Genomic DNA, 22284 nt, shown 5'->3' with positions numbered 1-22284 from the left:
TCGGCATGGATAAAGGGCAAGTAAGCCCGCGCCAGATTATTTAGAACTCAGTTCCACTTTTATGCAAGGGGTCACGTTGACAACATTTCACAAAAGTGGAACCCTGTTCCAAAATAATCACTACCTTGGTCCCCCGGACCTGCGCTGACTTCAGGTGACTGCCCATGACAACGCCCCACTCCCAGCACGCCCGCCAGATTGACTGCGATCTGCTGGTCATCGGCTCCGGCGCCTCCGGCCTGGCCGCAGCGGTGACCGCCGCCTGGCATGGGCTGCGGGTGGTCGTGGTGGAAAAACATGACAGCTTCGGCGGCGCCACGGCCTGGTCCGGCGGCTGGGCCTGGGTACCCGGCAACCCGCTGGCCAAACGGGCCGGCATCCACGAGGACCCGCAGCAGCCGCGCACTTACCTGAAAAACGAGTTGGGCGAGCGCTACAACGCCGAGCGCGTGGATGCCTTTCTCGACAACGCGCCGCACATGGTCGCCTTCTTCGAGCAACACACCGCCCTGCAATGGGTGGACGGCAACGGCATCCCCGACGTGCACGGCAAGGTCGAAGGCGCCGCCACCCAGGGCCATCAAGTGATCGCCGCACCGTTCAATGGTCGCGAGATGGGCAAGCTGGTCAAGCGCATGCGCAAGACCATGCGCGAGACCTCGTTCCTCGGCATGCCGATCATGGCGGGCGCCGACTTGGGAGCGTTCCTGACCATGACGCGCTCGGTGAAGTCCTTCGTGCACGTCACCAAGCGCTTCTTGGCGCACCTGCGCGACCTGGCCTTCCACGGCCGCGCCATGCACCTGGTCAACGGCGTGGCGCTGGTAGGCCGCCTGGCCAAATCCGCCGAAGACCTGGGCGTGATCCTGATCGAATCGGCGCCCGCCCGCGAGCTGCTGCTGGATGACGGCAAGGTTCAGGGCGCGCAGGTCGATACCCCCAACGGCCCCATTACCATTCGCGCCAGCAAGGGCGTGGTGCTGGCCGCTGGCGGTTTCCCCAACGACCCCCAGCGCCGCCAGGCCCTGTTCCCGCGCACGCCCACCGGCCAGGAGCATCTGGCGCTGCCCCCGCAGTCCTGCTCGGGCGATGGCATCAGCCTGGGTGAATCGGCTGGCGGCGTGCTGGAGACCGACGTCGCCTCACCTGCGGCCTGGGCGCCGGTATCACGGGTCCATCATCGCGACGGCAGCATCGGGCACTTCCCGCACATCATCGAGCGCGGCAAGCCGGGCATCATTGGCGTGCTGTCCACTGGCAAGCGCTTCTGCAACGAGGCCGACGGTTACTACGACTACACCGCGGCCATGGTGGCCGGCGCGCCGGCCGGTGAAGAAGTGGCCTCGTGGCTGATCTGCGATCACCGCTTCCAGCGCCGTTTCGGCCTGGGTTACTCGCGGCCGTTTCCGTTGCCGGTGGGCCCGGCGGTGCGCAGCGGTTACCTCAAGCGTGCCGATACCTTGCAGGCACTGGCGGCCGAGTGCGGCATCGACGGCGCTGCGCTGGTGCAGACGGTCCAGCAGTTCAATGAACATGCGCGGCGGGGTGAGGATCCGGAGTTTGGTCGTGGCTCCACTGCCTACAACCGCAAGATGGGCGACCCGTTGATCACTGAGGGCAACCCGTGCGTGGCGCCGATCGAGACCGGGCCGTTCTATGCGGTGAAAGTACGGCCGGGCAGCTTCGGCACCTTCGCCGGGCTGAAGACCAACGGCCATGCCCAGGTGCTGAACAGCGAAGGTACGCCTATCGCCGGCCTGTACGCCGTGGGCACCGACATGGCCAGCGTGATGGGTGGTTTTTATCCTTCGGGCGGCATCAACCTGGGCCCGGCATTGACCTTTGGCTACGTTGCCGGCCGCCATGCGGCTGGCGCCCAGGGCTACGAAGCGTAGCCTGTCTTGGAATCGCGTTGCCTGCATCGCGGCCAAGGCCGGCTCCTACACGAACGGCGTCGTCTGCATCGCGACTAAAGTCGGCTCCTACGCTGTCCGTGTAGGAGCCGGCCTTGGCCGCGATGCAGACGCCACCGTTCTATAGGGCTACAGAGGCTTGCATATGGGTGGTTTGCCACTGCGGGTCGGGGTCGACGCGCACTACCTCAAACCCTTGCCGCTGCCAGAACTCCACCGCCCCCGCCAGAAACGGGTGGGTATGCAGGTACATCACCTGCACACCCGCCGCGTGCGCCGCGCCCTGCAAGGCAGCGTACAAAGCGCGCGCCAGGCCGCCCCGGCGGTATTCGGGCAGCACAAACAAACGCACCACCTCCACCACCTCCAGCCCCGGGTAGTCCAGGCCCGGGAACCGACGATCGTAAGGCAAGTAACCGATCGCCCCGACGATATTCCCCTGATCACGCGCTATCAGGAAACAGCCCCGCCCCTGCACATACACCCGCTCGAACTCGGCCAGATCCACCGGCATGGGCGCATCGTGCAGCTTGGGGAACATCACCTCTCGGGCCGCCAGGACAAAATCCAGTACCTGGGGAATGTCCGCTGGCTGCACGCTTTGGATTTGAAGCGGGTGCGTCATGGTGCTTTGCTCTTGATTGAGTGAACGCCCCGGCCGGGCGCTCGGGAATCTAAACCTTGGGAGGGCCCCATGACCAGAACAATCATCCTCGCCCTGGCGCTGGCCGCCTTGGCAGCGCCTGCCGCCCAGGCGGCATCACCGGACAATGCCGAGCAGAACCGCACACTGGTGGTGGATTTCTACAATCGCTTCTTCAACCAGCACCAAGTGGCAGAAGCCGCGCAAGTGGTCGGCCCGGATTACAAACAGCACAACCCGCAAGTACCCGACGGCAAGGCGCCGTTCGTGAATTTCTTCACCGACTACTTCAACAAATATCCCCAGGCCAGCTCCCGCATCGTGCGCAGCGCCGTGGATGGCGACCTGGTATGGCTGCACAACTTCTCGCAAAGCGGCCCGGCGGATCGCGGGCGTGCCATCGTCAATATCTTCCGGGTCAGGGACGGGAAGATCGTCGAGCACTGGGACGTCATCCAGGCGGTGCCGGAGCAGTCGGCGAATGGCAATACGATGTTTTGATCGACACATAGGGTGCGGTGACTTAGGTTAGCCGACACTGTCAAGGAGGTTGCCTGTGGTTGAAGATCCGTTGTGCATCGTATTCGTTCCGGCGCTGGTCGCCGTGCTCACCGCCGCTGAAAAGCACAAGGGCTCGGCCCTGACCGAGAGCGAAGTCTGCGACCTACGTGATAAAGGCGCATGCATCCGCCTGCCCGCCAGCGTGGCGCGCGACATGGAGAGCGCCCGCGGCTACCCGGACATCGTCGCCGAGGATTGTTGGCAGGAGTGGCAGCGGGTCCGTCAGGCGTAGCCGCTGCCGCCAGGCTGCGCTGGCCCTGCGCCTCGCCCTAGGTCTTCAGGGTTCACACCGGCCAGCGCAGCCTTCGGCAGCGGCTACGGGTTGGGTAATAACCGTTAGATCAGGGCCCGTCTGCGTATCGAAAGACCATCGATCAGCGCATCCGTGATCGCTTTTGCCGATTCCATCTGATGCAACGCCGACCACACAAGCCCGCGCTGAACCTGATCACCATCAGTCAATTCATAGGCGGATTCGTTGGCGTACTTTAGCAACAGCGAAATTTGCAGCAGAGCATCTTCCAGCGGTATGCCTTCGCGGACGGTGTAGAAAGGCTGGTCAAGGGAATCACAAGTGCCAAAGGGCGTGCTGGCAGTGGTGGGCAGTTGAGTCGGTAGTTCGAAATTCATATTCATTTCCTGTTCCATCATGGAGAAACCCTTCGCTACCAAACAAAAGGCGGTGGCAATGCGCAGGTTGGTAGACCGGGGAAATGACCGGCGCACGCGAACGTGCCCTACGCACGCCACCATCAAGCGACGCTGCGTAATTTCCCTCGGGCTACCACACCCGGCTGCTGAAGATTCAACAACCGGCGCAGATTAGGGCTGCCACACAGGGATCACAACCTTACCGGAGCAAATCAGAATCGTCCTACAGGCGGTCCTACAGATCTGTATCAAAACGCAACATCACGCCCCCAAACACGCGTAGCCGCTGCCGCCAGGCTGCGCTGGCCCTGCGCCTCAACCAGGATTTTCAGGGTTCACACTGGCCAGCGCAGCCTGCGGCAGCGGCTACAGTAGTGCGCTGCTCACCAAGAGGATTGAACATGAGACAACTCCCCGGCGCCGACGCCGGCCACGATGATGCAACCCGCAAGAAGATCCATGCGGCCGTCACGGCAAGGAACCTGGCCAGCGCTGCCAACAACACTCGGTGGAACGAGTTGATCGACCACTTTCGCGACTGCGACGGCTGGACACCGTCGTTCCGGTTCAAGTCGGTGACGGGGTACCGGTCGGGGTGGGATGTGGAGTGGTTCTACCACCTGCCCTTTCCATTTGCGTCAGTGGAGTGGTTTGACATTGGGCTGCACGAAGCCGTGCCACCCCAAGGGCTGTTGCTGCCGCGAACGACGATCGACCACACCGATGAAATCTCCAGCAGGGTGGCGCGGATCGGCTTCGAATTCGAGGTGCACGGTGACGTGTTGCGGATTTGGGGGTACCTACCCAAGTGCTACGACGCGCTCCCCGATGGCCCGTAGCCGCTGCCGCCAGGCTGCGCTGGCCGGTGTGAACCCGAAAGATCTCGAGTGAGGTGCAGGGCCAGCGCAGCCTGGCGGCAGCGGCTACAGGTCGGTGTTGCGGCAGGTATCGGGTTCCAGCCGCCAAGCTGATATCATGCCCCCACTAAACACACCGAGCCGTCCCCCATGAACCGCCGCAAGAAAATCAACCAACTGCTCAAGGCCAACGCCAAGAAAGCCAGCGCCAAACTCGCCCCCAAGAGCAAGGACCAGTACATCAGCAAGGCCGACCGGGCAAAAATGGCGGCTGAAGCCGACGCTCAGGCGACCAGCGTCACCGAAAGCTGAGACCTCCAGGGCAGCACTCAGCGCATAATGAAACCGCCATCCACGGATATAGACTGACCAGTCACATAACTGGCGCGGCTGCTGCTGAGCCACAACACTGCGTCGGCAATTTCCTCCGGGCGGCCATGGCGCGCCATTGGAATGCTCTTCACCATCCCCTCCAGCGCCTCGCCCTGCCCGGCCGCCACCATCTGTTCGGCCATGGGCGTCCAGATCAGCCCGGGGCATACCGCGTTCACGCGGATATTGCGCGCGGCGTACTCCAGGGCCGCACTCTTGGTCAGGCCGATCACGCCGTGCTTGGCCGCATGGTAGTTCGCCCGCTCGGCGCCGCCCACCAGCCCGCCCAGCGATGAGCAATTGACGATGCTGCCGCTGCCCTGCTCACGCATGTGCTGCAACTGGAACTTCATGCACGCCCACACCCCGCGCAGGTTCACCGACATGACGCGGTCATAGTCCTCCACGCTGGCATCGGCGGTTTCTGCCAGCAGGTTCTGGATGCCGGCATTGTTGAACGCTGCATCCAGGCGACCGAGTTCGGCCACGGTTTGCTGGATCATCGCCTGCACCTGTGTGATGTCGCTGACGTCACAGCCGATGGCAATCGCCTTGTGCCCCGCAGCACTCAGCTCCCCTGCCACGGCGTGAACGGCCTCGCGGTTAACGTCGGCCAACGCCACCGCAGCACCTGCCTCGGCGAACGCCCTGGCAGTGGCCAGGCCGATGCCGGATGCAGCGCCGGTCACCAGTGCCACCTGGTTTGCAAAGACAAAACCCATGCTATCTACCTCGTCTCAAGTTGAAGCCCTGCAGCGGCTGCTGCCGTGAATGCGCCTCACACTACGCACCGCCTGTGCGCTTGAGTACGGGGTGAAATCAGGATGTCGCGATGAGCCGCACTCATCAATCCAGCAACCGTAGCCGCTGCCGCCAGGCTGCGCTGGCCCTGTGCCTTGCCAAAAATCTGCAGGGTGCGCACCGGCCAGCGCAGCCTGGCGGCAGCGGCTACGGGATGTCGCCTAACGGCTGCAACTCGCGGATCAGGTCAATCAGCAGGCGCAGCCCCACCGGCAACTGCCGGTGGCTGGCGTAGTACATATAGAAACCCGGTGCCACGCTGGCCCAGTCATCCAGCACGCGCACCAGCTCACCGGCCTTGACCAGCGGCGCAACGACGGGCTCGGGCACATACATCAGCCCTGCCCCATTGCGGGCCAGAGCCACGCCCGTGCGGGTTTCGTCGATGGTGATGGCGCCGGGCACCGCGATTGCCAGTTGCTGGCTGCCTTGCTCGAATTCCCAGTCGTACATGCGGTCGTTACCCAGCCGAATGCGCAGGCAGCGGTGCGCTGCCAGGTCCGAGGGGTGGGCAGGCACACCGAACCGCTGCAGATAAGCCGCAGAGCCCACCACTACCCAGCGGATATCGGGTGAAAGCCGCTGGGCAATCATGTCTTCCGGCACCGTGCCGCCATAGCGAACGCCCGCATCATGGCCACCGCCGATCACATCGACGATGCGGTTGGTAACGGTCAGGTCAATTTCCACCTCTGGGTAACGGTCATTGAACACTGGCAGCACCGGCCCCAGCAGCAACTCGGCGGCGTCACCCAGCAGGTTCAGGCGAATGCGGCCGCCGGGCTCATCGCGCAAGCGCTCCAGGGCGGCCATGGCCTGGCCGATTTCCTCGATGGGCGCACCGATCATGCCGTGCAGCGCCTCGCCGGCGGCCGTCAGGGTCACGCTGCGGGTGGTGCGGTTGAGCAGCCGAACGCCCAGGCGGGCCTCAAGGCCTTTCATGGCGTGGCTCAGGGCGGACGCACTGATGCCCACTTCGATCCCCGCGCGGCTGAAGCTGTTGTGCCGCGCAATGGCGAGAAAATAGACAAAGTCGGCCAGGTTGGCGCGGCTGATGTGCATGGGGGCTCCTGGCTTGGACAAACGCAGGATTCTACCGGGCGGCAGGTGCGCTGATTACTGAGCGTAGCTAAACGAACTGATGAGTAGCGCTCATTTCCGCAGCACCTGGCTTGAGACGGCGTCGCCTGCATCGCGACCAAGGTCGGCTCCTACGCAGTCCGGGGTAGGAGCCGGCCTTGGCCGCGATGCAGGCGACGCCGTCCTGTTGGACCACGCGGTGGATCATGTGCACCCCGGCGCCTGCGACCTGAACGATGCAGCAAATAGCAAGACGGGTGTTGTCCCCAGAACAGGTGACAAGCAAGTACTAATACCCACACTAATTGCCATGGTGATTACCCCCTAACTCTGCAATCATTCTCGCCGTTAGTGCAACCCCACATGATCTTTTTCTGACGTCAAACAACTAACGCGAACACCTCGAAAGTGCTCGTCGTTGTTCCTGCGCCCCGGCTAAAAAAACCACAGACGACACCAGATCGTCCAACGGTCCAGCCCGCAGCCTTTTTTCTCAACACCTGCCCGTGACTAGAAACCGCTCTAGATCAAGGCCTTGCGCCATATAAGTCAATTTGTTGACAGCGCCACAGAATTTTCTCAACAAATGCGTTTGACAGCAAAACATTGACGATGCCATATTGCCATGATCTAGACGAATTCGAGTCCACCAACTTACGTCGATGTTCTGACGCAAGTTTGTTGACTCTTTTTTTATGCTTAATTTTTGTACGCAATTGTTTTTGAGTTGTACCTAACCCTACACAGAGATGCCTCCCATGCACCGTTCTGATGATATTGCGAACCTGTTCAACAGACTCGGCGCAAGTGTGGGCGCTTATCAGGAAATAGAGCCGCAGTACGACTACAACGAGGACGTGGCCGTTGTGGCGCAGCGCCCGGTGAGCGCCAGCGCAAACGTACCCGCCCCGGCTGCCGAAGCCCTCGCAACCACTGAGCCCAACGACAGCCGCCCCCTGAGCCGCCTGTTGCGCGAACTGGAACAGCAGCGCGAGCGCGAAGCCCAAGGCAGCCACACGCTAGACGCCGGCCGTGCCGCGCTCAAGGCGAAGGTGATTGCGCTGGTCTCTACCCAGGGCGGCGTGGGCAAAAGCACCCTGGCCGGCGCCCTGGGCAGCGCCCTGAAGCGCATTGGCGGCACCACCCTGGCCGTGGACCTGTCCCCCCAGAATGCCCTGTGCCTGCACCTGGGCGGCGGCGAGCAATGGCCCGGCCTGACCCAGGCCTACCCGCAGGACCGCGACCCGCGCCAACTGCTGCGCGACGGCTACGGCGGCAGCCAGTGCTTGGCCTTTGGCGCGGCCAGCGAGCCGCAGCGCCTGGCGTTTGAACAACAACTGGCCCAGGACCCGCTGTGGCTGGGGCACCAGTTGGCCGCCCTGGACCTGAGCGAACACGACACCGTGATCATCGACACCCCGCCCGGGGCCTCGGTGTACCTGACCCAGGCGCTGGAGCTGGCTGACGTGGCCGTGGTGCTGACCCACGCCGACGCCGCCGCCTACGCCGCCCTCGACCAGATGGACCGTTTGCTCGCGCCCTACCGCCAACGGCCCGATGCCGTGCAGTGCGGGTTTGTGGTCAACCAGCTGGACACGTCCCGGCAATTCAGCCTCGACATGTGCGCGGTACTGAAAACAAGAACAAGCCTGCCGCTGCTGGGGGTGATCCATCAGGACCACTTCCTGGGCGAGTCATTGGCGTACGACCGCAACCCGCTGGCGCACACCCCAAGCACCCGAGGCTGCCAGGATACCCTCGACCTCATTGAATCGCTGTGTCACCTGCTGACGCAAGGCACGCAAGAGCCCTGAATGCCATGACCAACGTCCCGAACCCCACGCCCCGCTTCACGGGGCGCGCCGAAGTGCGCCTGAACGGTTGGCTGACACGCTTCCATCAGCTGCGCGGTATCGCCCGCTGGAGCCTGATTCTGGGCAGCACGGCCATCGCCGCCCTGCTGCTGGTCAGTATCGTCAGTGCGCCGCTGGACCTGTACACCCAGTGCCTGTTCGCCGCCCTGTGCTTCTTCTGCGCGCTGTTCATCAAGCGCCTGCCGGGGCGCCTGCCGGTGCTGGGGCTGATCATGCTGTCGCTGGTGGCGTCGTTGCGCTACACCTACTGGCGCCTCACCGACACCCTGGGCTTTGAAGGCTGGCTGGACACGGTATTCGGCTACGGCCTGATGGCGGCGGAAATCTACGCCCTGGTGGTGTTGCTGTTCGGCTACGTACAGACCGCCTGGCCGCTGCGCCGCCAGCCCGTGCTGCTGGCCGGCGACCCCAGTGAATGGCCGACGGTGGACGTGTTCATCCCCACCTACAACGAAGCCCTGAACATCGTCAAACTGAGCATCTTCGCCGCCCAGGCGATGGACTGGCCCAAGGACAAGCTGCGCATCCACGTGCTGGACGACGGCCGCCGCGACGACTTCAAGCGCTTCTGCCAGGCCATCGGCGTCAACTACATCACCCGGGACAACAACGACCACGCCAAGGCCGGCAACCTCAACGCAGCGTTGAAGGTCACCGATGGCGAATACATCGCCATGTTCGACGCCGACCACGTGCCCACGCGCTCCTTCCTGCAAATCGGCATGGGCTGGTTCCTGAAGGATGAGAAGCTGGCGATGCTGCAGACGCCGCACTTCTTCTTCTCGCCCGACCCGTTCGAAAAAAACCTCAACACCTTCCGCGCCGTGCCCAACGAGGGCGAACTGTTCTACGGCCTGGTGCAGGACGGCAACGACCTGTGGAACGCCACCTTCTTCTGCGGCTCGTGCGCCATTCTGCGCCGCAAGCCCCTGGAAGAGGTGGGCGGCGTGGCCGTGGAAACCGTCACCGAAGACGCCCACACCGCGCTCAAGCTCAACCGCGCCGGCTACAACACCGCGTACCTGGCCATCCCCCAGGCGGCGGGCTTGGCCACCGAAAGCCTGGCGCGGCACATCAGCCAGCGTATCCGCTGGGCACGCGGCATGGCGCAGATCTTCCGCCTCGACAACCCGCTGATGGGCAAGGGCCTCAAGCTGGGCCAGCGGGTGTGCTACGCCAACGCCATGCTGCACTTCTTCTACGGCCTGCCGCGCTTGGTGTTCCTCACCGCACCCCTGGCGTACCTGATCTTCGGCGCGCAGATTTTCCACGCCTCGGCGTTGATGATCACCGCCTACGCCCTGCCGCACCTGTTCCACTCCAACCTCACCAACTCCAAGATCCAGGGGCGCTTCCGCCACTCGTTCTGGAACGAGGTGTACGAGACCGTGCTGGCCTGGTACATCATGCCGCCGGTGCTGATGGCGCTGGTCAAACCCTCGTTCGGCGGCTTCAACGTGACCGACAAGGGCGGGATCATCGCCGAGGAATATTTCGCCTGGAAACTGGCACGGCCGTACATCGTGCTGCTGGTGCTCAACCTGGTGGGCCTGGGCTTTGCCGTGCATCAGTTGATCTGGGGCGCGCCGGACACCGCCATCACGGTGATCATCAACGGCACCTGGACCCTGTACAACCTGATCATCATCAGCGCCGCCGTGGCGGTGGCCAGTGAAACCCGTCAGGTACGCGCCGAACCCCGTGTGCGCGCCGAATTGCCGGTGCGCGTGCAATGGCCGGACGGCACCCGCGTCATCTGCACCACCCAGGACTTCTCGCAACACGGCCTGGGCTTCAAGTTGCCCGTGGGCACCAGCGCCCAGGCTGGCGAGCGCCTGCGGGTGACGCTGTTCCGCAACTCGTCGACGCGCAGCACCGAAGCCGACTTCGACACCACCGTGGCCTTCAGCCGCGAGCAGTACGTGGGCGTGCGCTTCGACCCGCTGACCCTGCGCCAGCAAAGCGACCTGGTGCGCATGACCTTCTCGCGCGCCGACACCTGGGCCGCCAGTTGGGGCGCCGGCAAGCTCGACACGCCGCTGTCGGCCCTGCGCGAAGTCACCGGCATCGGCGTGCTGGGCCTGGCCGCATTGCTCAAGGCGCTGATCAGCAGCAAGCCCGCCCTCACCCGCAACCGCACCGCCCCTGCGCTGGCAATCGAACCCACTCTGGACAAGTCATGACCCTGAAACTTTCTTCTTCGCGCCGCCCGTTCATGCGCCTGGCTTCGTCCGTGCTGTGCCTGGCCACCCTGGTGCACAACGCCTACGCGGCCACCCCAGCGCCGGAAACCGCCGCCGTGATCACCCCGGCTGCCGATAGCGCCCCGGCTGGCAGTTACAGCCGCAGCATCACCCTCAAGCAGCTGGGCCACCTGGAGACCATGAACCTGCAGGGCACCGAGTCCTCCGACAGCGTCGACTTCAGCGTGCGCGCCGATGAAGTGGTCAACGGTGCCTCGCTGGTGCTGGACTACAGCTATTCCCCTGCGCTGCTGGCCGACCTGTCGCAGATCAACGTGCTGGTCAACGACCAGGTGGCCGCCAGCCTGGCGCTGCCCAAGGACGGCGCCGGCAAGCCGCAGCAGACCGTGGTGCAGATCGCCCCGCAGCTGATCACCGAGTACAACCACCTGCGCCTGCAGTTCATCGGTCACTACACCATGGAGTGCGAGGACCCGCAGCACAGCAGCCTGTGGGCCAAGATCAACAACAGCACGCAACTGACCCTGAACGTGTCGCCGGTGCAGCTGCGGGACGACCTGTCGATTCTGCCGATGCCGTTCTTCGACCGTCGCGACGCCAGCCAGGTCGACCTGCCGTTTGTGTTTGCCAAGGCGCCGGACAACGCCGCCCTGGAAGCCGCCGGCGCCCTGTCGTCGTGGATCGGCGCGCTGGCCGGCTACCGCGGTGCGCGCTTCACCACCACGGTGGCGCAATTGCCGGCCACAGGCAGCGCCATCGTGCTGGTGGAGGGCCAGGACGCCACCCAGGCGCTGGGCAACCTGGGCCTCAGCGAGCTGAAAGGCCCGACCGTCACGATCATGGCCAACCCCAACGACGCCCACGGCAAGGTGCTGATCGTGGCCGGCCGCGACGCCGCCGAGCTCAAGCTGGCCGCCGACGCCGTCGCCCTGGGCAACAAGACCCTGGTGGGCAACAGCGTGGTCATCGACAACCTGGACGCGGTGGCCCCGCGCAAACCGTACGATGCGCCCAACTGGCTGCCGTCCGACCGCCCCGTGCGCCTGGGCGAGCTGATCGACACCAAGCGCCTCAGCGTCTCGGGCTACAACCCCGGCTACATCACCATCCCCCTGCACCTGCCGCCGGACCTGTTCAACTGGCGTGAGGCCGGCGTGCCGCTGGACCTCAAATACCGCTACACACCGCAGCAGGACTCCACCAACTCCTCGCTGCTGGTGAGCATGAACGGCAACTTCATGAAGTCCATGCCGCTGCCCTCGCTGACCCGCCTGGACGGCGGCGACAACCTGCTGGCCATGCTCAAGAAGGACGAGGCCCTGCCGCGCGAAGCCACCGTGCTGCTGCCGCTGGACCTGGCCTCGGCGCGCTCGCAACTGCAATTGCGCTACATGTTCGACTACGTCAAACAGGGCCAATGCCGTGACATCATCATCGACAACATGCGCGGCCTGATCGACCCTGATTCAAGCCTGGACCTGTCGGGCTACAACCACTACATCGCGCTGCCCAACCTGGGCGTGTTCAACGACAGCGGCTTCCCGTTCACCCGCCTGGCCGACCTGTCGCAAAGCGCCGTGGTGATGCCCGACAACAGCGGCGCCGCCGAATGGGGCGCCTACCTGACCGTGCTGGGCCGCTTCGGCCTGTCCACCGGCTACCCGGCCACCGCCGTTACCGTGGTGCAGGCCGACGCCGTGCAATCGGTGGCCGACAAGGATTTGGTGGTGCTGGCCTCCGGCGCCAACCAGCCCCTGCTGACCCAGTGGGCGGCGCACCTGCCGGTGGAAGGCGACGGCAGCCTGCACCGCTTCAACGTGTCCGACCTGGCCCTGCGCATGCGTGACTGGATCAGCCCGGACCCGGCGGCCAACCAGCGCAAGCCACGCCTGAGCGTGACCTACAGCGGCGCGAACAGCAGCACCTACCTGGCCGGTTTCGAGTCGCCGCTCAAGGCCTCGCGCAGCGTGGTGGTGATCGCCAGCGGCCGCCCTGAGGGCCTCAGCGATGCCACCAACGCGCTGATCGGCGGCGAGCAGTACAAGGACACCCTGCAAGGCAGCCTGGCCGTGGTGCAAGGCACCCAGATCAACTCGCTGGTGGCGGACGAGCAGTACTACGTGGGCGACCTCGGTCTGTTCAAGCGTGTGCAGTGGACGCTGTCGCAGAACCTGCACTGGATGCTGCTGGTAACCGTGTTCGGCATCCTGCTGGTCAGCGGCCTGCTGTACCTGTTCCTGCGCTCGCGCGCCCAGAAGCGTCTGTCATGAAAGCCGCCCTGCTAAGCGCGCTGGCCTTGGCCACCCTGTTGCCCGGGCTTGCCCAGGCACAGGGCTGCAGCACGCAGAACTGGCCGCTGTGGAACCAGTACGCCGAGCGTTTCGTGCAGAAGGACGGGCGCATGCTGGGCTCCAGCATGGACCCCAACCAGAGCAGTTCCGAGGGCCAGTCCTACGGCATGTTCTTCGCCCTGGTGGCCAACGATCCAGTGACCTTCGACAGCCTGTGGCGCTGGACCCGCGACAACCTGAGCGGCGCCAACCCGGGGCAGAACCTGCCCGGCTGGCTGTGGGGCTCGGCCGGCAACGGCACCTGGGGCCTGCTGGACAAGAACTCGGCCAGCGACGCCGACCTGTGGATGGCCTACGCGCTGCTGGAGGCCGACCGCCTGTGGCACAAGCCGCATTACCGCGCCGATGCCCTGCTGATCCTGGGCAATGTGGAGCACACCCTGATCCGCGATATCCCGGGCCTGGGCAAAATGCTGCTGCCAGGGCCGGTGGGCTACGAGCACCCGGACCAGCTGTGGCGCTTCAACGCCAGCTACCTGCCCCTCCCGTTGCTGCGCCGCTTCACCAAGCAGTCGCCCACCAGCCCCTGGAAGGCGGTGGCCGACAGCACCGCGAAAATGATCGCCGACAAGAACATGAACCGCTTCGGCTTTGTGCCTGACTGGGTGGCCTACCGCGGCACCGACGTCAACAAGGGCATGTTCGTGGTGGACAAGTTCTCCAACCCCCTGGGCAGCTACGACGCCATCCGCGCCTACCTGTGGGCCGGGCTGACCTCGCCGGCCGATCCGCTGGCCAAGCCAATCCTCGACAACCTCGACGGCATGGCCCAGTCCACAGCCTCCGTGGGCATGCCGCCCGAGAAGGTCAACGTGATCACCGGCGCCACCGAAGGCACCGGCCCCTACGGCTACTCCGCCTCGCTGGTGCCGTACCTGCGGGCCAAGGGCCTGCCGCAACTGGCCGACCAGCAGCAGCGCATTGTCGACCAGGCCATCGCGCATTTCAGCGACCCGGCCGACCCGGCGTACCGCCAGCCGCAGTACTACCACGTGATGTTGAGCCTGTTCTCCCTTGGATGGACCGAGCATCGTTACCAGTTCAATCAAGACGGCACGCTGAACGTGTCGTGGGAGGCCGCATGCGCCAGCAAATCCTAGCCCTGGCCATCTGCGCCGCCCTGGCCTCCACCGCCAGCGTGGGCGCCGAAGCGCCGGCCAGCACCCCCCAGGCCCTGCTGATCGAGCAAGGCTACTATTGGCAGACCAAAAGCCAGCCCGACCGCGCCCAGGAAGCCTGGACCAAGGTGCTGACGCTGGCGCCCGAACAGCCTGATGCCCTCTACGGCCTGGGCCTGATCGACCTGCAACGCAAAAACCTGGCTGGCGCGCAACGCTACCTGGCGCGCCTGCAAGCGCTGTCGCCGCTGCCGCGCCAGGCCCTGCAACTGCAGCAGGACATCGCCCTGAGCCCGGACGACAAGCAAAAGCTGCTGGAGCAAGCCCGCGAAGCCAGTGACGCCGACCAGCGCGACCAGGCCGTGGCCCTGTACCGCCAACTGTTCGACGGCCACGAGCCCCAGGGCCTGATCGCCCGCGAGTACTACAACACCCTGGGCTTCGCCACCGGCGGCTGGCCCGAAGCGCGCAAGGGCCTTGAGCGCCTGCGCCGCGAGCGGCCCAACGACGAGATCCTCGACCTGTGGCTGGCCCTGCACCTGGCGCGCAACCCCGACAGCCGCCCCGAGGGCATCCGCGCCCTGGCGCGCCTGTCGCACAACCCGGACATCGGCGGCAACGCCGACGAAACCTGGCGCTTCGCCCTGCAATGGCTGGGCCCGCCCTCGCGCGATCAGGTGTCGCTGTTCCAGCAGTACCTGCAAGCCCACCCCCAGGATGACGAGATCCGCGCGCTGATGGACAAGGGCGTGGCCCAGGCACGCAGCGGCGCCACCGGCGGCTGGCAGCGCGACCCCCACGTGGCCCGAGGCCTCAAGGCGCTGGACGCCGACGACATGGCCACCGCCGAGCAGGAATTCCAGGCCCGCCTGAAAGAGTCGCCCAACGACTTCGACGCCCTGGGCGGCATGGGCATCGTGCGCCAGCACCAGAAGCGCCTGAGCGACGCCGAGCACTACCTGGTGCAGGCCAGCCGCGCGCCCGGTGGCGGCCAGTGGAAAAAAGCCCTGGACGACGTGCGTTACTGGCTGCTGCTGGACCAGGCCGAGGCCGCCCAGCGCGTGGGCCGCTACAGCCAGGCCAGCGAGTACATCGAGCAGGCCATCGCCAAGAACCCCTCCCAGCTGGCCGGGCCTACCGCCCGCGCCGGGCTGCTGATGCAAGCCGGGGAGCTGGACGCGGCCGAAACCGCCTACCGGCAGATCCTGGCACGCACCCCCGACTACGCCGATGCCATCAACGGCCTGATCGGCACCCTGGCCCGCGAAGGCAAGTCCGACGAGGCCCTGCGCCTGATCGACAGCCTGACGCCGGCGCAGCAGGCACGCTTGTCGCCCACCATCCATATCCGCAGCCTGCGCGCCGCGCAGACCGCCAAGCTGGCTGAGCGTCGGGGTGACTGGACGGCCGCGCAAAAGAACTATCAGGCTGCCCTGGCGGACGACCCGAGCAACCCCTGGACCCGCTTCGCCCTGGCACGGGTGTACCTGCACAACGGCCAGGTACAAGTGGCCCGCGACCTGATCGACGAGCTGCTCAAGCAGCAACCCGACCGCCCGGACGCCCTGTACACCAGCACCCTGCTGTCGGCCGAACTGGGCGAATGGACCAAGGCCCAGGCGACTCTGTCGCGCATCCCGGCCGCCAACCGCACCACCGACATGAACGCCATGGAACTGGACGTGCGCCTGCACGTGCAGACCGAACTGGCGGTGGACGTGGCCCGCCGCGGCCAGCGCCAGGACGCCTGGGCGCTGCTGGCGCGCAGCGAGCCGTTGGCGCAAGGCAAGCCCGAGCGCATGGCGGTGCTGGCCAGCGCCTACGCCGAAGCCGGCAACCCCGAGCAGGCCGTCAGCCTGATGCGCGGGCTGATGGACCGCTCCACGGCCACGCCCGACCTGCAACTGCTGTACGCCGGCGTGCTGCTCAAGGCCGACCACGACAGCGAGGCCAGCGACATCCTGCGCCAGTTGCAGGGCACGGCCATGAGCGACGCCACCACGCGCCGCTACGAGGACCTGGTGTACCTGTACCGCGTCAAGCAGGCCGATGAGCTGCGCGAGAAAAACGACCTGGTGGCCGCCTACGACATGCTCGCGCCCGCGCTCAAACAGCGCCCCCACGACAGCCTGGCGGTGTCGTCGCTGGCGCGCATGTACGCCGCCAGCGGCAACGTCGACAAAGCCCGTCAGCTCTACGAGCCGCTGATCAAGGGCGACCCGCACAACGCCAAGCTGCAACTGGGCCTGGCCGACATCGCCCTGCAGGGCCGCGACTTCGACCTGGCCGAACGCTCGGCGAAAAAGGCCCTGGACATGGAGCCCGGCGTGCCCCTGACCCTCACCGCCGCCGCCCGCGTATACCGTGGCATCGGCCAGAGCGGTGAGGCCGCCCGCCTGCTGCGCAAGGCTGTCGACATCGAGAACAGCCAGCGCACCACCGTGTATGCCACCACCGCGGTCAAGGGCGATGCACCGGCCTCGGACAACCCCTTCGTGGGGCTCAGCGGGCAACGTCGCCAGGCCACGATCCTGGCCAGCAACCGCCTGATTCCGCCGCCGGTGGACGGCGCCGACAGCGTTGCCGATGCCCAGGATGTGCCGCCTTCAGCAGCGGGCGCCGCCGGCAAAACCGCGGCCAATCCGTTCCAGAAGGTCTACGCCCGCGAAGACGACACGGCGCCGCGCACCGACCTGAGCCCGGCGCAACTGGCCCTCAACGATATCCTGCGTGACCGCACCCCGCAGGTCACCCAAGGCCTGACCGTGCGCAACAACAACGGTGAAAAGGGCCTGAGCAAACTGACCGACATAGAGACCCCGCTGGAAGTGCGCATGCCCGTGGGCGACGGCACCGACACCGTGGCCGCGCAGGTCACCCCGGTTACCCTCAGCGCCGGCGCCCCGGGCAGCAACGCCCGGGCCCGCTTCGGCACCAGCGGTGATGATACCGTGGGCAAGCAGAAGGACACCGGCGTCGGCGTGGCCGTGGCGTACACCAGCAAGGACCAGGGCATCAAGGCCGACGTGGGCACCAGCCCCCTGGGCTTCACCTACAGCACCCCGGTGGGCGGCGTCAGCGTCAACCGGCCGTTCGCCGGCGACAGCAACTACCGCTACGGCGTCAGCGTGTCGCGGCGCATGGTCACCGACAGCGTCACCTCGTTTGCAGGTTCGCGCGACTCGCGCACCGGCGACAGCTGGGGCGGCGTGACCGCCAACGGTGTGCGCGGCGAGCTGAGCCACGACGACCAGCAGGTCGGCGTGTACGGCTACGCCTCGGCGCACAAGCTGGTGGGCCACAACGTGGAATCCAACAACCGCTTCGAGCTGGGCAGCGGCGTGTACTGGTACCTGGCCAACACCCCCGACAGCACCCTCACCGTGGGCCTGAGCGGCTCGGCGCTGACCTACTCCAACAACCAGGACTTCTACACCTACGGCAACGGCGGCTACTTCAGCCCGCAGTCGTTCCTGTCCCTGGGCGTGCCGGTCAGCTGGTCGCAGCGCAGCGGCCGCTTTACCTACCGCATCAAGGGTTCGGTAGGTGTACAACACATCGGCCAGGACAGTGCCGACGTGTTCCCCGGCCACAGCGAACTCAATTCGCGCGCCACCGCCGCAGGCCTCACCGGCTACGACAGCCAGAGCAGCACCGGCATCGGTTACAGCCTGAGCGCGGCCGGCGAGTACCGCCTGAGCTCCAACTTCGTGCTGGGCGGCTCGCTGGCCGCCGACAACGCCAGTGACTACCGGCAGATCGCCGCCGGCCTGTACGTGCGCTACACCCTGGAAGACATGAGCGGCCCGATGGACTTGCCCGTCAGCCCTTACGCATCCCCTTATTCGAACTGATTCAACGAGGACTTTTTCATGGCTGCTTCAGTAATTGCTGGTTTGACCCTGCTCGTGATCGGCGAAAGCCACATGAGTTTCCCCGACTCGCTGATGAACCCGCTGTACGACAACCTCACCCAGCAGGGCGCGCAAGTGCACGCCATCGGCGCCTGCGGTGCCAACCCGGCCGACTGGGTCACGCCCAAACTGAAACTGGACTGCGGCGCCACCCGCGAGCCCGGCGAGAAGATCAAGGTAATGAGCCGCGGCACCATGGACACCCAGCCGATCAAGGACGTGATCGCCAAGGACAAGCCCAACCTGGTGGTATTGATCATGGGCGACACCATGGCCTCGTACAAAACCACGCCGTTCCCCAAAGTGTGGGCGTACCAGAGCGTGACCGCGCTGACCAAGCAGATCGCCGACAGCGGCGCCAAGTGCGTGTGGGTAGGCCCGGCCTGGGGCAAGGCCAACGGCAGCAACATCTACGAAAACACCTACGGCAAGAACCAGGTGCGCACCCAGCTGGTGGCCGGCACCCTGGCCAACATGGTCGCGCCGTGCACCTACATCGACTCCACCAAGTTCTCCAAGCCGGGTGAGTGGATCACCTCCGACGGCCAGCACTTCACCATCGCCGGCTACAAGCTGTGGGCCGCGGCCATCGGCAAGTCCATCAGCGAACTGCCGGCCAGCGCCGTGGGTGGCAAATGATGCGCCTGGCCCTGCTGATCGGCAGCCTGGCGGTGAGCGCGCAGGCGGTGTGCGCCGAGATCCCGCTGTACCCCACCGGCCCCGCCCAGGACTCGGCCTACCTTCGCCTGATCAACGTGTCGGCCAGCCCCTTGGAGCTGGCGCCCGAGGGTTCCAAGGCCACCTTGAAGCTGGCCGGTGACAAGGTCGCCACCGACTTCATCGCCGTACCCGGCGGCAAGACCGCCAAGGGCACCCTGAGCCGCGACGGCCACCACGTGCCGCTGGCCGTGACCGTGGCGCCGGGCGATTTCGCCACGGTGTTCGCCCTGCCGGCCGCTGATGGCGGCATCCAGCAGCAGGTGGTGACCGAACCGTTTGACCTGCCCAACCAGCTCAAGGCCTCGGTGGCGCTGTTCAATGCCGACGCACGCTGCACCGACCCTCGCGTCAATGTCGCGGGCAAGGATCTGGACCTGTTCCAGAAAGCCCCCGCCGGCAGCCCGCGCCGCCAGGAACTCAACCCGCGCGCGCAACTGGCGGTGCAACTGGTGTGCGCCGGCGCCAACGTCGGCCCGGCCGTGGAGCTGGGCCCGCTGGAAGCCAACAAGCGCTACAGCCTGCTGCTGGTGCCCGCGCCTGCCGGGCCGCAGCTGGTCGCGGTCACCGACAGCGTCGCCAACTAAAGGGAAACTCGCGCCACCATGGTCTTCGCCTCGCTCGAGTTCCTGACGCTGTTCCTGCCCGCCTTCCTGCTGGTGTACGCACTGGCACGGCCGGCGTGGCGAAACGTCATTCTGTTGATCGGCAGCTGGCTGTTCTATGGCTGGCTGAGCCCGCTGTTCCTGATGCTGCACATGGCCCTGACTGTGCTGGCGTGGGTGGGCGGCCTGCTGGTCGACCGCTCGCGTGAGGACGGCCGTGGCCGGGTGCGGCTGCTGATCAGCCTGATCGTGATCAACACCGCGGTGCTGTGCTGGTACAAGTACGCCAACATTCTGGCCGGCACCTGGAACCAGCTGATCACCTACTACGGTGCCATGCCCATGGCCTGGCAACGGGTGGCACTGCCGGCGGGGCTGTCGTTTATCGTGCTGCAGGCCATCTCCTACCTGGTGGACGTGCACCGCCACGTGGTGCCGGTGGAGCGCAGTTTCGTCAACTACGCCACCTACATTTCCATGTTCGGCCACTCCATCGCCGGGCCCATCATTCGCTATGACTGGGTGCGCCGCGAGCTGAACCAGCGCTACTTCAACTGGCCCAATTTCGCCCTGGGCGCGCGGCGTTTCATGATCGGCCTGAGCATGAAGGTGCTGGTGGCCGACACCCTGTCGCCGCTGGTGGACGTGGCCTTCCACCTGCACCAGCCGTCGCTGGTGGACGCCTGGATCGGCTGCCTGGCCTACTCGCTGCAACTGTTTTTCGACTTTGCCGGCTACAGCGCCATGGCCATCGGCCTGGGCCTGATGCTGGGCTTCCACTTCCCGGAGAACTTCAACCGCCCCTACCTGGCCAACAGCATCCAGGACTTCTGGCGCCGCTGGCACCTGTCGCTGTCCAGCTGGCTGCGCGACTACCTGTACATCCCCCTGGGCGGTAACCGCAAAGGCGTGTGGAAGACCTACCGCAACCTGTTCCTGACCATGGCCATCGCCGGCCTGTGGCACGGTGGCGACAGCTGGAACTACCTGCTGTGGGGCTCGGCCCACGGCGTGGCGCTGTGCGTGGACCGCGCCTGGTCGCGCTCCAGCCTGCCGCGCATCCCGGCCTGGACGGCGCATGCCGGCACCCTACTGTTCGTGTGCCTGGCCTGGACGCTGTTCCGCTCGCCGGACTTTGCCACCGCCCTGGACATGTACGCCGGCCAGTTCGGCCTGCACGGCGTGGCGCTGGGCGAGGCCTTGGCCGTGACCCTGCGCCCAGTGCATGGCGTGGCGGCGTTGCTGGGGGTGTTGTGCATCCTGGCGCCCCTGTTGCAAGCGCGTTGTGAGCGTCGACTGGCAGGCAACGCGATGTTTGCGCTGGCTGCCGCCCTTTGGCCCGTGTGCGGGTTCGTGCTGTCGTTCTCGTTGATCGCCAGCCGCGAAGCCGTGCCCTTTCTGTACTTCCAATTCTGATGACTGAAACCGCGCACTCCCCGTCGACCGCCCCCACCCCGCCCAGCGCCGTGGCCCTGCGCGCCAGCCCCCTGGCGGGGGTGGTGATGGTGCTGTTCTTTGCCGTGGCCGGGCTGTCTTGCGCCTGGCTGATGTTCAAGGGCACTGCGCCGTTCATGCCCAAGGCCGTCACGGCTGACCTGGTGCTGCACGGCGACATTACCCACCGTTTCGCCAAGACCCTGTCCGACGCTGCGGTGCCCCGCGAAGCCGCGTCGCTTGAGCGCGCCACCAGTTGGCTGCTGCTGGGCGACCTGGGGCCGCGGGTACGCCAGGGCTGCCCGGGCTGGCTGTTCCTGACCGATGAGCTGCGCCTCAACCCTGCGGCCGACGCCAACGCCCGGGCCAAGGCCGACGCGGTGTTCACCCTGCAACAGGGGCTGGCCCAACGCGGTATCAAGCTGGTGGTGGCGGTGGTGCCGGACAAAAGCCGCATCGCCGCCGCGCAGCTGTGCGGCCTGACCCGGCCGGCGTCACTGGCGCCGCGCATTGCCAACTGGCTGACCCTGCTGAACGCCGCCGGCGTCAGCGCCGTGGACCTCACACCGACCCTGCAGCCATTGGGCGAAGCCGCCTACCTGCGCACCGACACCCACTGGAGCGAAACCGGCGCACGCGCCGCCGCCGAACGCGTCGCCCAGGCCGTGCAGAACGTAGGCTTTGCGCCCACGCCACAGCAGGCCTTCGAACTCACACCGCAGCCGGCTGCCGTGCGCCCCGGTGACCTGGTGCATCTGGCCGGCATCGATGGCCTGGCGCTGTCGCTGCAACCGCAACCCGAGACGGTGGCGGCCACCCAGGTCAGCTCCACGGCCCAGGCCAGCGGTGACAACGTTGATGACCTGTTCGGTGATGCACAGTTGCCCAACACCGCGCTGATCGGCACCTCGTTCTCGCACAACTCCAACTTCCTGGGCTTTCTGGAGCACGCGCTGAACGCGCCGGTGGGCAGTTTCGCCAAGGATGGCGGTGAGTTTTCCGGGGCGGCCAAGGCCTATTTCGACAGCCCGGCCTTCACCCAGACACCCCCTGGGCTGATTGTGTGGGAAATACCCGAGCGCGACCTGCAAACGCCCTATGATGGCGAGGTCAAGCTGCGCTAAGCTGCTTCGATAGTCGGCCATGGAGTGGCCCCGGCTGGAAGGCGCCCGCCTTCCTTTCCACTCCC

General features: G+C 65.8%; 18 protein-coding genes. 14 read left to right on the top strand and 4 right to left on the bottom strand.

What is annotated here, in order from left to right; translation table 11 throughout:
• The first annotated feature begins 164 nt into the window (after window positions 1-164).
• Window positions 165-1895 carry an FAD-dependent oxidoreductase gene (locus ACZ9GA_RS09750; protein ID WP_457362869.1) on the top strand — a complete coding sequence of 577 codons (1731 nt, stop codon included), beginning with the start codon at window positions 165-167 and terminating at the stop codon, window positions 1893-1895.
• A gap of 139 nt (window positions 1896-2034) precedes the next feature.
• Here ACZ9GA_RS09750 and ACZ9GA_RS09745 read toward each other — a convergent pair whose 3' ends face one another.
• Window positions 2035-2538: a GNAT family N-acetyltransferase gene (locus tag ACZ9GA_RS09745; protein ID WP_457362870.1), complete on the bottom strand. Its 504-nt coding sequence runs from the start codon at window positions 2536-2538 to the stop codon at window positions 2035-2037.
• Window positions 2539-2607: 69 nt separating this feature from the next.
• Between ACZ9GA_RS09745 and ACZ9GA_RS09740 the strand changes: the two genes are divergently transcribed.
• Window positions 2608-3057, top strand: a complete 450-nt coding sequence (locus ACZ9GA_RS09740) for a nuclear transport factor 2 family protein (RefSeq protein WP_457362871.1) — start codon at window positions 2608-2610, stop codon at window positions 3055-3057.
• A gap of 55 nt (window positions 3058-3112) precedes the next feature.
• Window positions 3113-3349, top strand: coding sequence for a hypothetical protein (locus tag ACZ9GA_RS09735; protein ID WP_457362872.1), 237 nt, complete (start codon window positions 3113-3115; stop codon window positions 3347-3349).
• A 104-nt stretch (window positions 3350-3453) separates the two neighbouring features.
• Here the strand turns inward: ACZ9GA_RS09735 and ACZ9GA_RS09730 are convergent, their stop codons facing one another.
• On the bottom strand, window positions 3454-3768 hold the full coding sequence (locus ACZ9GA_RS09730) for a DUF3077 domain-containing protein (protein WP_457362873.1): 315 nt from the start codon (window positions 3766-3768) through the stop codon (window positions 3454-3456).
• A gap of 401 nt (window positions 3769-4169) precedes the next feature.
• Here ACZ9GA_RS09730 and ACZ9GA_RS09725 point away from each other — a divergent pair, with 401 nt between their 5' ends.
• Together ACZ9GA_RS09725 and ACZ9GA_RS09720 are read left to right on the top strand one after the other, a co-directional pair.
• Window positions 4170-4607, top strand: coding sequence for a DUF6678 family protein (locus ACZ9GA_RS09725; protein WP_457362874.1), 438 nt, complete (start codon window positions 4170-4172; stop codon window positions 4605-4607).
• A 168-nt stretch (window positions 4608-4775) separates the two neighbouring features.
• Window positions 4776-4937: a DUF2986 domain-containing protein gene (locus ACZ9GA_RS09720; protein ID WP_457362875.1), complete on the top strand. Its 162-nt coding sequence runs from the start codon at window positions 4776-4778 to the stop codon at window positions 4935-4937.
• Window positions 4938-4954: 17 nt separating this feature from the next.
• On the opposite strand, the gene ACZ9GA_RS09715 is transcribed toward ACZ9GA_RS09720, so the two are convergent.
• Both ACZ9GA_RS09715 and ACZ9GA_RS09710 read right to left on the bottom strand, forming a co-directional pair.
• Entirely contained in the window at window positions 4955-5719 is a 765-nt protein-coding gene (locus tag ACZ9GA_RS09715; protein ID WP_457362876.1) for an SDR family NAD(P)-dependent oxidoreductase, read from the bottom strand.
• A gap of 226 nt (window positions 5720-5945) precedes the next feature.
• Window positions 5946-6860 (bottom strand): LysR family transcriptional regulator, encoded by a 915-nt coding sequence (locus tag ACZ9GA_RS09710; protein ID WP_457362877.1) that lies wholly within the window; start codon window positions 6858-6860, stop codon window positions 5946-5948.
• Window positions 6861-7636: 776 nt separating this feature from the next.
• On the opposite strand from ACZ9GA_RS09710, the gene bcsQ reads away from it, so the two are divergent.
• From bcsQ to ACZ9GA_RS09665, 9 genes are read left to right on the top strand one after another with little or no spacing between them, the layout of a single operon-like run.
• A complete protein-coding gene (gene bcsQ / locus ACZ9GA_RS09705) occupies window positions 7637-8692 on the top strand; it encodes a cellulose biosynthesis protein BcsQ (protein WP_457362878.1) in 1056 nt (351 codons plus the stop codon).
• Between the two features lie 5 nt (window positions 8693-8697).
• On the top strand, window positions 8698-10935 hold the full coding sequence (gene bcsA / locus ACZ9GA_RS09700; RefSeq protein ID WP_457362879.1) for a UDP-forming cellulose synthase catalytic subunit: 2238 nt from the start codon (window positions 8698-8700) through the stop codon (window positions 10933-10935).
• Window positions 10932-13226, top strand: coding sequence for a cellulose biosynthesis cyclic di-GMP-binding regulatory protein BcsB (bcsB, locus tag ACZ9GA_RS09695; protein ID WP_457362880.1), 2295 nt, complete (start codon window positions 10932-10934; stop codon window positions 13224-13226). Before bcsA ends, bcsB begins: the two co-directional genes overlap by 4 nt.
• A complete protein-coding gene (gene bcsZ, locus ACZ9GA_RS09690) occupies window positions 13223-14407 on the top strand; it encodes a cellulose synthase complex periplasmic endoglucanase BcsZ (RefSeq protein ID WP_457362881.1) in 1185 nt (394 codons plus the stop codon). The genes bcsB and bcsZ overlap by 4 nt, the downstream gene beginning before the upstream one ends.
• Window positions 14389-18279, top strand: a complete 3891-nt coding sequence (locus ACZ9GA_RS09685) for a cellulose biosynthesis protein BcsC (RefSeq protein ID WP_457362882.1) — start codon at window positions 14389-14391, stop codon at window positions 18277-18279. Before bcsZ ends, ACZ9GA_RS09685 begins: the two co-directional genes overlap by 19 nt.
• Window positions 18280-18297: 18 nt before the next feature.
• Window positions 18298-18978, top strand: coding sequence for an SGNH/GDSL hydrolase family protein (locus tag ACZ9GA_RS09680; protein ID WP_457362883.1), 681 nt, complete (start codon window positions 18298-18300; stop codon window positions 18976-18978).
• The gene (locus tag ACZ9GA_RS09675; RefSeq protein WP_476226455.1) at window positions 18975-19643 is read left to right on the top strand and encodes a cell division protein FtsQ; all 669 of its coding nucleotides are present in this window, start codon (window positions 18975-18977) and stop codon (window positions 19641-19643) included. Before ACZ9GA_RS09680 ends, ACZ9GA_RS09675 begins: the two co-directional genes overlap by 4 nt.
• Window positions 19644-19661: 18 nt before the next feature.
• Window positions 19662-21077: an MBOAT family O-acyltransferase gene (locus ACZ9GA_RS09670; RefSeq protein ID WP_457362885.1), complete on the top strand. Its 1416-nt coding sequence runs from the start codon at window positions 19662-19664 to the stop codon at window positions 21075-21077.
• On the top strand, window positions 21077-22219 hold the full coding sequence (locus tag ACZ9GA_RS09665) for an alginate O-acetyltransferase AlgX-related protein (RefSeq protein WP_457362886.1): 1143 nt from the start codon (window positions 21077-21079) through the stop codon (window positions 22217-22219). Before ACZ9GA_RS09670 ends, ACZ9GA_RS09665 begins: the two co-directional genes overlap by 1 nt.
• Window positions 22220-22284: the final 65 nt, after the last annotated feature.

It is taken from the genome of Pseudomonas sp. TE3644, from assembly GCF_056278815.1.
The sequence above is the reverse complement of the archived record's forward strand: the minus strand, read 5'-3'. Positions and strand labels throughout refer to the sequence as shown.

Coding starts and splice junctions, on each gene's coding strand:
- bcsB (WP_457362880.1), top strand. CDS start 10,932: ATGACCCTGAAACTTTCTTCTTCGCGCCGCCCGTTCATGCGCCTGGCT.
- ACZ9GA_RS09665 (WP_457362886.1), top strand. CDS start 21,077: ATGACTGAAACCGCGCACTCCCCGTCGACCGCCCCCACCCCGCCCAGC.
- ACZ9GA_RS09675 (WP_476226455.1), top strand. CDS start 18,975: ATGATGCGCCTGGCCCTGCTGATCGGCAGCCTGGCGGTGAGCGCGCAG.
- ACZ9GA_RS09740 (WP_457362871.1), top strand. CDS start 2,608: ATGACCAGAACAATCATCCTCGCCCTGGCGCTGGCCGCCTTGGCAGCG.
- ACZ9GA_RS09685 (WP_457362882.1), top strand. CDS start 14,389: ATGCGCCAGCAAATCCTAGCCCTGGCCATCTGCGCCGCCCTGGCCTCC.
- ACZ9GA_RS09725 (WP_457362874.1), top strand. CDS start 4,170: ATGAGACAACTCCCCGGCGCCGACGCCGGCCACGATGATGCAACCCGC.
- ACZ9GA_RS09750 (WP_457362869.1), top strand. CDS start 165: ATGACAACGCCCCACTCCCAGCACGCCCGCCAGATTGACTGCGATCTG.
- ACZ9GA_RS09680 (WP_457362883.1), top strand. CDS start 18,298: ATGGCTGCTTCAGTAATTGCTGGTTTGACCCTGCTCGTGATCGGCGAA.
- ACZ9GA_RS09720 (WP_457362875.1), top strand. CDS start 4,776: ATGAACCGCCGCAAGAAAATCAACCAACTGCTCAAGGCCAACGCCAAG.
- bcsA (WP_457362879.1), top strand. CDS start 8,698: ATGACCAACGTCCCGAACCCCACGCCCCGCTTCACGGGGCGCGCCGAA.
- ACZ9GA_RS09670 (WP_457362885.1), top strand. CDS start 19,662: ATGGTCTTCGCCTCGCTCGAGTTCCTGACGCTGTTCCTGCCCGCCTTC.
- bcsQ (WP_457362878.1), top strand. CDS start 7,637: ATGCACCGTTCTGATGATATTGCGAACCTGTTCAACAGACTCGGCGCA.
- bcsZ (WP_457362881.1), top strand. CDS start 13,223: ATGAAAGCCGCCCTGCTAAGCGCGCTGGCCTTGGCCACCCTGTTGCCC.
- ACZ9GA_RS09710 (WP_457362877.1), bottom strand. CDS start 6,860: ATGCACATCAGCCGCGCCAACCTGGCCGACTTTGTCTATTTTCTCGCC.
- ACZ9GA_RS09715 (WP_457362876.1), bottom strand. CDS start 5,719: ATGGGTTTTGTCTTTGCAAACCAGGTGGCACTGGTGACCGGCGCTGCA.
- ACZ9GA_RS09730 (WP_457362873.1), bottom strand. CDS start 3,768: ATGATGGAACAGGAAATGAATATGAATTTCGAACTACCGACTCAACTG.
- ACZ9GA_RS09745 (WP_457362870.1), bottom strand. CDS start 2,538: ATGACGCACCCGCTTCAAATCCAAAGCGTGCAGCCAGCGGACATTCCC.